The 6,271-nt window shown below is 67.6% G+C and carries 8 protein-coding genes and 2 tRNA genes; 7 read left to right on the top strand and 3 right to left on the bottom strand.

Features of this window, described 5'->3' with window-relative positions; all coding sequences use genetic code 11:
* Positions 1-57: 57 nt before the first annotated feature.
* The 3 genes from RYM47_RS16700 (at position 58) to RYM47_RS16690 (ending at position 944) form a co-directional block, all read left to right on the top strand.
* Positions 58-131: transfer RNA gene (locus tag RYM47_RS16700), tRNA-Cys, on the top strand.
* A gap of 129 nt (positions 132-260) precedes the next feature.
* A complete protein-coding gene (locus RYM47_RS16695; protein ID WP_315389340.1) occupies positions 261-470 on the top strand; it encodes a hypothetical protein in 210 nt (69 codons plus the stop codon).
* A gap of 237 nt (positions 471-707) precedes the next feature.
* Positions 708-944 (top strand): hypothetical protein, encoded by a 237-nt coding sequence (locus tag RYM47_RS16690; protein ID WP_315389338.1) that lies wholly within the window; start codon positions 708-710, stop codon positions 942-944.
* A 35-nt stretch (positions 945-979) separates the two neighbouring features.
* Here RYM47_RS16690 and RYM47_RS16685 read toward each other — a convergent pair whose 3' ends face one another.
* Together RYM47_RS16685 and RYM47_RS16680 are read right to left on the bottom strand one after the other, a co-directional pair.
* Positions 980-2,032 carry a 4Fe-4S dicluster domain-containing protein gene (locus RYM47_RS16685; protein ID WP_315389336.1) on the bottom strand — a complete coding sequence of 351 codons (1,053 nt, stop codon included), beginning with the start codon at positions 2,030-2,032 and terminating at the stop codon, positions 980-982.
* A complete protein-coding gene (locus RYM47_RS16680; RefSeq protein ID WP_315389334.1) occupies positions 2,029-2,322 on the bottom strand; it encodes a hypothetical protein in 294 nt (97 codons plus the stop codon). Before RYM47_RS16680 ends, RYM47_RS16685 begins: the two co-directional genes overlap by 4 nt.
* A gap of 103 nt (positions 2,323-2,425) precedes the next feature.
* On the opposite strand from RYM47_RS16680, the gene RYM47_RS16675 reads away from it, so the two are divergent.
* Together RYM47_RS16675 and hemN are read left to right on the top strand one after the other, a co-directional pair.
* Entirely contained in the window at positions 2,426-2,863 is a 438-nt protein-coding gene (locus RYM47_RS16675) for a group III truncated hemoglobin (RefSeq protein ID WP_315389332.1), read from the top strand.
* A gap of 44 nt (positions 2,864-2,907) precedes the next feature.
* On the top strand, positions 2,908-4,317 hold the full coding sequence (hemN, locus tag RYM47_RS16670) for an oxygen-independent coproporphyrinogen III oxidase (protein WP_315389330.1): 1,410 nt from the start codon (positions 2,908-2,910) through the stop codon (positions 4,315-4,317).
* Positions 4,318-4,350: 33 nt separating this feature from the next.
* Here the strand turns inward: hemN and RYM47_RS16665 are convergent.
* Positions 4,351-4,437 (bottom strand) — tRNA-Leu (locus tag RYM47_RS16665).
* Between the two features lie 84 nt (positions 4,438-4,521).
* On the opposite strand from RYM47_RS16665, the gene RYM47_RS16660 reads away from it, so the two are divergent.
* Both RYM47_RS16660 and RYM47_RS16655 read left to right on the top strand, forming a co-directional pair.
* The gene (locus RYM47_RS16660) at positions 4,522-5,214 is read left to right on the top strand and encodes a glutathione S-transferase family protein (RefSeq protein ID WP_315389328.1); all 693 of its coding nucleotides are present in this window, start codon (positions 4,522-4,524) and stop codon (positions 5,212-5,214) included.
* A 2-nt stretch (positions 5,215-5,216) separates the two neighbouring features.
* Positions 5,217-6,221, top strand: coding sequence for a TraB/GumN family protein (locus RYM47_RS16655; protein ID WP_315389326.1), 1,005 nt, complete (start codon positions 5,217-5,219; stop codon positions 6,219-6,221).
* The last annotated feature ends 50 nt before the right edge of the window (positions 6,222-6,271 follow it).

The raw sequence follows: 6,271 nt of genomic DNA, 5'->3' as shown, positions 1-6,271 counted from the left end.
CAACCTTGCCAAGGTTGAGGTCGCGAGTTCGAGTCTCGTTTCCCGCTCCAGATTCCCGGCCTGGTGGCAGAGTGGTCATGCAACGGATTGCAAATCCGTGTACGCCGGTTCGATTCCGACCCAGGCCTCCAGTTGTTGAAAAACCCCGCTTCGGCGGGGTTTTTCGTTTGTGCCGCCGTCGGTTTTCTTCACCCGCCCGGTACAGCGTCCTGCCTACTGTGAAGGCACGTATCTTTCCGAGGTGTTCGATGGATCTGGCCATGTGGTTCGCGGCTACCGGCGTGCCCGGTTCTTTCTGGGATTCACCCAGCAACGTCAGCGGCGCAGTGGTTCTGGGGTTCGGGGTGGCGGCCATCGCGCTTTCCTTCGGCCTGGCGAAGGTGTTCAAGCGCTTCAACGGGGTGGCCTGGATGGTCCTGGGCGCCGGCCTCGCCATTGCCGCCTACGGCATCTGGCGGATGGGCGCCTGACATCACCCTGTCACCGCTGCACCGGCATGCTGTCTGCATGTCGGTTTCAACTTGCTGAACGATTCAGTTCACCAGCGAGGCCGGTTGCGCCACTGGTTGACTTCGCGCGAAGAGCGTGAAAGGGTGGAGTGAAACGTGGGTGAAGTTCCGTTGCCACCCAGCAGCGGAGCGGCAGGCGCAGGCCTGGCAGGGGGGAATTGCTCGTCTCGATCGCAGAGCAGGTCCAAGGGAGGTCGTATGCAATACGGCGCAAGTGAACTGGCCAACGGTGTGCGCACCGAGCTGGAAGCCAGTTACAGCAAGCATGGATGTGGGCCGGAGTTCTGGACCACGTATCAGCAGGTGCTCGAGCGCCTGGTGCCGCACGGGCGCAGCCGTACCCAGGTCACCAACGAACTCGCGATGGTCATTGAACAGCTCGGGATCGTCCGGCGCGCGCAGATGGTGCCCCCGCCGAGCACGCGGGTGCGCTGAATCCGGTTGGGGAACCGGCGCCAGGGAACCGGCCGTTACAGGTGTTGAACACCCAGTCCCAGCAGGACCAACAGGCACGCCAGCGCGGCCAGCACGCGCGGACGCACCCAGCGCCGGGGCTTGCCCTGCAGTGCATTGGCACTGGCCATCCGGACCAGCCCGGTCGGGAACCGCCACGCGCGCATCTGCGCATCGCAGGCGTCCACGCAGGCGCCGCAGGCGATGCACTCCGGCTGCGGAGCGCTGCGCACGTCCAACTGAATCGGGCACACCTGCACGCAGGCCGCGCAATCCAGGCAGTCGCCCAGCCGGTCTTCGGTAAACCGAGGCGGTGGGCCCGCCAGCGCCGGGTGCGCCGCGCGGAATGCGTAGTCGCTGGCACTGGTCGGATCAAGCAATCCGCGGCCGCGTTGCTCCACGCTGCCCGCACCTGGCCCACGTGGGCCGCGCGGTTCGGCGCGGCGCGCGTCGTAACAGGCCTGCGGCGTGTCGGCATCGCACAACAGCGGCGCCACGCGCGCATACGGGCAGAGGTCGGTGCAGACCTGTTCGCGCAGGAAGCCGGCATTGCCCCAGGTTGCGGTGGCGTAGAACAGCACCCAGAACCGCTCCCACCCGCTCCAGCTGGCAGGCCAGAACCCCGCCACCAGCTGATGGATGGGCGTGAACAGCCCGACGAAGGTGATGCCGGTCCACAGCGCGATCAGCGCCCACGCGAGCTGAGTGACAACGGCAGCGGGGGCAGGTGAAGGCAGCCGTTGCGTGCACACGCGTTCGATCCAGCGGAAAAGGCCGCTCCACAGTGTCTGCGGACAGGCATGTCCGCACCAGACCCGACCGGCCACGGTGGTCAACAGCACCAGCGAACACGCCATCACCGCGATCAACCCGAACAGCACGCCCACATCCTGCGGCCACAGGGTCCACCCGAACAGGTCGAAGCGGCGCGCCGGCAGGTCCAGCAGCAGTGCCTGGCGCCCGTCCCAGCGCAGCCAGGGCAGGGCGTAAAAGCCGCCCAGCAGCAGCACGGACAGCAACGCCCGCCAGCGCAGGGCAGGTCGCGCAACCGGGGCGCAGGGCGTGCTCACCCCAGCGGCAGCTCGTCGTCGTCGCGGGGCAGTGGCCGCAGCAGGTAGCCGGTGACCGCACTGGCCATCGCCGTCACCGCCCAGAACATGAAGAAGCCGAGGGTGTAGCCCAGCTCGCGGCTCACCGCATGGCCGGGGAAACTGATGTCCCGCAGCCGCAGCGGGTCCACGAACGCGAAAAAGACCACGCTGGCCAGGCCGGCGGCGATGAAGCTGGGCCACAGCACGGCGCCCCAGTGCTGGATCAGCGTGCGGCGGCGGGTACCGGTCGAGTCGTTCTGCGGCGTCATGGAGTGCACGTTAGGCCCTGCGACAGCACGCCACATTGATCCTGATCAAACCGGCGTAGCATCATGTCCACCTCACCGTGTGCCGTACGCTGCCGAGGAATCCATGTCGTCCCCCGCCGTTCCCGACCTGCCCGTGGCTTCGCTCGAACTGTGCAGCGAACAGGAGGTCACGCGGCTGGTGCACGACTTCTACGCCCGGGTGCGCCAGGACCCGCAGCTGGGCCCGGTGTTCGACGCCCGTGTCCACGACTGGGATGCGCACTTGGCCCAGCTGGTCGATTTCTGGTCGGCCATGCTGCGCGGTACCCGTCGCTTCAGTGGCAACCCGATGTCAAAGCACATGGCCATGCCGGAACTGGAACGCGAGCTGTTTGATCGCTGGCTGCTGCTGTTCAGCCAGACCACCGCTGAATCCGGCAACCCGCCGATGCAACGCCTCGCCGACGACGTGGCGGTGCGGATCGCCGACACCTTCTGGCGGCGCATCCAGATGCAGCGCTGGCCGGAGCTGCCGGTCGTGCGCCCTCTGCGCCCGGATTGATCTGGCTCAATGCGTGAAGCCTCGTCAGCGCGCACGCTGGCGGCATGGACACCCTTTCGCCTGCCGCCGCCGGGCTTGCCTGGCACTTCGATCCCGAGCTGCTGCGCCGCCACGACCGGCCCGGGCCGCGCTACACCTCGTACCCGACCGCGCCGCACTTCCACGACGGCTTCGGTGAGCACGGCCTGCGTGCGGCCATCGCCGAAAGCAATGCGCAGGCGCTGCCGCTGTCGCTATACGTGCACGTACCCTACTGCAGCAGTCCGTGTTTCTACTGCGGCTGCAACCGGGTCATTACCCGCGACCATGGCAGGGGCATCGCGTACGTGGCACGCGTGCTCAGCGAAGCGGACCTCATCGCGCCGTTGTTCGACGCCTCGCGCGAAGTGATCCAGCTGCACCTGGGCGGCGGCACGCCGAACTTCCTGGCGCGTGCGCAGATGCGCGAACTGATCGACGGCCTGCGCCGCCGGTTCTCCTTCAGTAGCGCGTCCGACCGCGACTTCTCGATCGAACTGGATCCGCGTTTCGTCAGCCGTGACGACATTGCCGCACTTGGTGCGCTGGGGTTCAATCGCGCCAGCCTGGGCATCCAGGATTTCGACCCCGTGGTACAGCGGGCGATCAATCGCGAACAGGGTATCGAGGCGACCCTCGATGTGCTGCGCGCCTGCCGCGAACACGGCCTGTCCTCGGTCAATGTCGATCTGATCTACGGGCTGCCGCACCAGACGCTGGAAGGTTTCGCCAACACCCTGGAAACCGTGCTGCGCGAACGTCCGGATCGGCTGGCAATCTATGGATACGCGCACCTGCCGAACCTGTTCAAGGCGCAGCGGCAGATTCCCGACGCGGCGCTGCCCAGCCCGGAGCAGAAGCTCGCCCTGTTGGGCCTCGCGGTTCGCCGGCTGTCGCTGGCCGGGTACCAGTACATCGGCATGGACCATTTCGCGCTGCCGGAAGAGAACCTCTCCCGCGCGCAGCGGGCCGGCCAGCTCCATCGCAATTTCATGGGCTACACCACCCACGCCCAGACCGACCTGGTTGGCCTGGGCGCCAGCGCGATCAGCCGCATCGGCAGCAGCTACAGCCAGAACCCGCGCGACCTGCCCGGGTGGGAGAGCGCCGTGGACAGCGGTCGCCTGCCCGTCTGGCGCGGCCTGACCCTGGACGCCGACGACGGACTGCGCGCCGAACTGATCAACCAGCTGATGTGCCAGGGCGAAGTGGACGGCCGCGCGCTGGGCGCGCGACATGGCGTCGATTTCGACCACTATTTCGCCGACGCGCTGGCGTCCCTGTCGGCGCTGCAGGCAGATGGCCTCGCCGAATACCGCGACGGCACGGTGCGCGCCACCGAACGCGGCCGCCCGCTGCTGCGCCTGCTGGCCATGTGCTTCGACCGTTACCTGGCCCAACCCGAACAGCCGGTGCGCTACTCGCGGGCGATCTGACGTTGCACCTTCCGGCGCAGGCAGAAAAGTGGTTGGTGCCCGGAGCCGGAATCGAACCGGCATGGGGTTGCCCCCGGCGGATTTTAAGTCCGATGCGTCTACCAGTTTCGCCATCCGGGCGCGCTTGGCGGGGTGAAGTGTAGCGGAAACCCGGGCCGGCGCTGCGCTAGCATGGCGCAACCCTCCTGCCCGGATCCCTTGGCCATGCTAGAGCTCCATATCGGCAACAAGAACTACTCCTCGTGGTCGATGCGGCCGTGGGTGCTGATGACCCAGGCCGGCATTCCGTTCAACGAGGTGGTGCTGCGCTTCGACAGCTTCGACCCGGACTCGCAGTTCAAGCGCAGCGCCGAGGCGTTGTCGCCCTCGGGCACGGTGCCGGTGCTGGTCGATGGCGAGCGGGTGGTGTGGGATTCGCTGGCCATTGCGGAGTACCTGGCCGAAGGTTTCCCCGAACACGCACTGTGGCCGCAGGACCGCGGCGAACGCGCCCTCGCGCGCAGCGCCACCGCCGCGATGCACAGCGGGTTCGGCGCGCTGCGCTCGCATTTCCCGATGAACATCGAAGCACGGCTGCCGGAGATCGGTGCGCGCGTGCTGCGCAACCAGCCGGACGTGGTTGCCGACCTGCAGCGCCTGCAGGCGCTGTGGGAACGCCTGTTGGCGCGCCACGACGGCCCGCTGCTGTTTGATCGTTTCAGCATCGCCGACGCCTTCTTCGCGCCGGTGGTGATGCGCCTGCACACCTACGCGGTGCCGGTATCGCCCCGCGTGGCGATCTACATGCAGCAGGTGCAGTCGCTGCCGGGCGTACAGGCCTGGGTGGCGGCAGCGCTGGCCGAACACGACTTCCGTCCCTTTGAAGAGCCGTACCGGCAGACGCCGGACGGAGGCTGAGCATGGCCCGGGCGATAGTGGCAGGCGTCCTGCTGGCAGGGCTGCTCTTTGCCGGCCTGACCGAGGGCAGGGCGCAGCCTTCGCCACCGGAGGTGGTCGACCTGGCTCCGGTGGTGGTGTCCGGCGTGCAGCCCGGCCCGGGCATGTGGCAGGTGCGTAACGCACAGGGCCATACGTTGTGGATCCTGGGCACGGTGTCGCCGTTGCCGGCCAGGCTGGAGTGGCGCGCCGACGAGGTCGAGGCGGTGATCGCCAGTGCCGACGCGGTACTGGGTTCGCCGGGCTGGTCGCTGGATGCCGACGTCGGCTTCTTCGGCCGACTGACCCTGCTGCCGTCGGCCATGAAGGCCGCTCACGATCCGCAGGGACGGCGCCTGCAGGAAATCCTTCCCGCCGATCTGTACGCGCGCTGGGAACCGCTGAAGCAGCGTTACCTCGGGCGCGGCGATGGCGTCGAGAAAGATCGCCCGCTGGTCGCCGCCACCCGGCTGTATGCCGCCGCGCTCGAAGAGGTGGGACTGACCCCGCGCTCGGGTGTGGGGAAGCAGCTGTCAAAGGCCTACAAGCGGCGCGGCTTGACGCCGGTCGTGACCAAGGTCGAGGTCAAGATCGACGATCCACGCAAGGCATTGAAGGAAGTGCGTGTCAGCACATTGCAGGACGTGACCTGCCTGCAGCGAACGCTGGACGTGGTCGAACACCAGTTGCCGCTGCTGGTTGAACACGCCAACGCATGGGCCGTGGGCGACACCGAGGCACTGCAGCAGCTGGCACTGAAGAGCCAGTACGACGCGTGCGTGGGTGCCATCGCCAGCAGTGAGCTGGGACAGCGGCGCGGCATGAGCCAGCTGGACGCGCGCGCGACCGAAAAATGGCTGGCCGCGGCACGCGATGCACTGGCGCGCCACCCGGTGACATTCGGTACGGTGCCGGTGCATTCGCTGGTCGAGCCGGGGGGTTACCTCGACCGGCTGCGCCAGGCTGGCTACACCGTGCAGTCGCCCTGAAGATCGGCCCGCGCGTCTTTTCTACCGCGCTCGCTTCATGGCATAGTCGT

Source organism: uncultured Stenotrophomonas sp., from assembly GCF_963519125.1.
GTDB lineage: Bacteria > Pseudomonadota > Gammaproteobacteria > Xanthomonadales > Xanthomonadaceae > Stenotrophomonas.
Note: the sequence above shows the minus strand (reverse complement) of the source record. Positions and strands in the feature narration are given on the sequence as shown.

Excerpts from the sequence above, each read along its gene's own strand:
- RYM47_RS16690 (WP_315389338.1), top strand. The coding sequence starts at position 708 with ATGCAATACGGCGCAAGTGAACTGGCCAACGGTGTGCGCACCGAGCTG.
- hemN (WP_315389330.1), top strand. The coding sequence starts at position 2,908 with ATGGACACCCTTTCGCCTGCCGCCGCCGGGCTTGCCTGGCACTTCGAT.
- RYM47_RS16655 (WP_315389326.1), top strand. The coding sequence starts at position 5,217 with ATGGCCCGGGCGATAGTGGCAGGCGTCCTGCTGGCAGGGCTGCTCTTT.
- RYM47_RS16660 (WP_315389328.1), top strand. The coding sequence starts at position 4,522 with ATGCTAGAGCTCCATATCGGCAACAAGAACTACTCCTCGTGGTCGATG.
- RYM47_RS16675 (WP_315389332.1), top strand. The coding sequence starts at position 2,426 with ATGTCGTCCCCCGCCGTTCCCGACCTGCCCGTGGCTTCGCTCGAACTG.
- RYM47_RS16680 (WP_315389334.1), bottom strand. The coding sequence starts at position 2,322 with ATGACGCCGCAGAACGACTCGACCGGTACCCGCCGCCGCACGCTGATC.
- RYM47_RS16695 (WP_315389340.1), top strand. The coding sequence starts at position 261 with ATGTGGTTCGCGGCTACCGGCGTGCCCGGTTCTTTCTGGGATTCACCC.